This window comes from Facklamia sp. P13055 (assembly GCF_050409445.1).
GTDB lineage: Bacteria > Bacillota > Bacilli > Lactobacillales > Aerococcaceae > Facklamia.
Map to the genome: position 1 here is coordinate 1 of NZ_JBNUPL010000046.1, position 1,781 is coordinate 1,781.

A 1,781-nucleotide genomic window follows, 5' to 3' on the forward strand; every position below is an offset into this window, starting at 1 on the left:
TCAAAAATAGAATTCTTTTAATATCAAGATTATATGTGTCAGGAAGAAAAGAAAAAGAGACCAAGCAACCGTTAGTGGCTTAATCTCCTTGGATAGCATCAACCCTATTGGACATAGAGCCTTAAATCTTCAATCTCTCATCTTTTCATAGATCTACTGATTTTATATTTTTTCTATAATATTTATTCCATTATCTATGGCATCTTCAAACTTTATGTCTCTAGCGTAGAGATTTTTCTTCGAATACGCTTGCCACCTTTTTAAAAAAGCTTCATCTGCTTTTAACATTTCCATTAGACTGATGATTTTATCTGTATCAAATTCCGTTTTTCTATAGTTAAATGTTTGAATACAAGCCTCTTTTAATATATCAATCTCTATTTCCTTATCTTTTAATTTATAAATTATATAAAGATCATAATAATCCTTACTTCTGCTATTTAAAAATCCTCTTGAATAAATTGTTTGAATTTTTTCTGCTAATATTGTTTCTATGGGATAAGCTTTAATTAAAATATCTTTTTGTCCAAAAGCACTTATATATTTATAGTCTATGGGATAGGGTGTAATAACATCTCCTGTTGCAATATCAAGAGGTACGATTTGTCTTATATTCTCCATTCTACAAAGTATACTTACACGAAACCCTCCATACTGGTCATCTTCCTTAATTGTACTTATTCCATGTGTTTTATAGAATATATCATCTGAAGATTTTGTTTCCAGTGCTTCTTGTAATATTTTTAATATATTTTCTTCTGATAAGTGCATATTTCTCAAAAGAAAGTCTATATCTACTGTACTTCTTGAATCTATACCTACTACATTAGATAGAAGAAAACCTCCTTTAAAAACAAAGTTTTCATGATATTTACTCTGTGATAATTTTTTTAATATGCTTTCCAAAAAATAATATAGCATTACTGAATTAAATGGAAGTCCAGTTTCTTTGCTTATCTTGTGACAAATAGCGGTTAGTTTTGCTTTATTCATATACCACCTCCATAACTTCCTTTACTTTATCTTCTATTCCCATTTTTCTTGCTATTTCATAAAGAGAATGTATATCCTTATCCTTATATTTAGAATATGAACGAATGAGTTTTACATAAACTTCAACATCCATTTTTTCTTTGTTAGAAATAAAATCACAAAGTGTTCTTTCGTAGGAATAAACATTAACAGTATTTCCAAACATTGTCTTTTTCTGGATAATACCTAAGTCATAAATAGATTTTTTTACATAATTAACATTAAGTGTATCTTGCTTTTCATTAAATTTATAGCCATTGTAAACTGTAACATCCATTATCCATGGAATTTTGTCCGTTACTCCAAGTATAAACAAAGCTGTCTCATAGGAAAATATTGCCTTTTTATACTGATATTGAAAAAAATAGTAGTCATCATAATCACCATCTTTAGTAATATATATTCCTTTTTGAACTCTAAACAATTTTCCTTCTTTTACTAGTCTACTTAAATATACTGTAGGTATATTATTTTCTCTGCAATAAGTAGATGTTATAATACCACCTGACTTTTTAAGATGTCTTTCAATTTGCTTTCTATGATTCATTATATTCATCTCCTTGTTGCATTTACACTTATATTATATACTTTTATTAGTGTATTTACAACAAAGCTTTGAATTCATATCCAATTTATTTCAATTACACAATCCATTATTTTACTTGGCTCTGCTTTCCTACTCTGCTTTTAAAGTTCTATAATAAATAGGGTGGATGGAAGAAAAACACTTCCTTCCACCCTATTTTTTG

2 protein-coding genes are annotated in these 1,781 nt (G+C 27.7%); both read right to left on the reverse strand.

Going from position 1 to position 1,781, the window contains the following annotated elements; genetic code table 11:
- Window positions 1-162: 162 nt before the first annotated feature.
- Window positions 163-993 carry a nucleotidyl transferase AbiEii/AbiGii toxin family protein gene (locus ACQV2O_RS08485; protein WP_428875561.1) on the reverse strand — a complete coding sequence of 277 codons (831 nt, stop codon included), beginning with the start codon at window positions 991-993 and terminating at the stop codon, window positions 163-165.
- Entirely contained in the window at window positions 986-1,579 is a 594-nt protein-coding gene (locus ACQV2O_RS08490) for a type IV toxin-antitoxin system AbiEi family antitoxin domain-containing protein (protein WP_428874601.1), read from the reverse strand. The genes ACQV2O_RS08485 and ACQV2O_RS08490 overlap by 8 nt, the downstream gene beginning before the upstream one ends.
- Window positions 1,580-1,781: the final 202 nt, after the last annotated feature.

What these genes read in the sequence shown, in the direction of transcription:
- ACQV2O_RS08485 (WP_428875561.1), bottom strand. Translation starts at nt 993, where the DNA reads ATGAATAAAGCAAAACTAACCGCTATTTGTCACAAGATAAGCAAAGAA.
- ACQV2O_RS08490 (WP_428874601.1), bottom strand. Translation starts at nt 1,579, where the DNA reads ATGAATCATAGAAAGCAAATTGAAAGACATCTTAAAAAGTCAGGTGGT.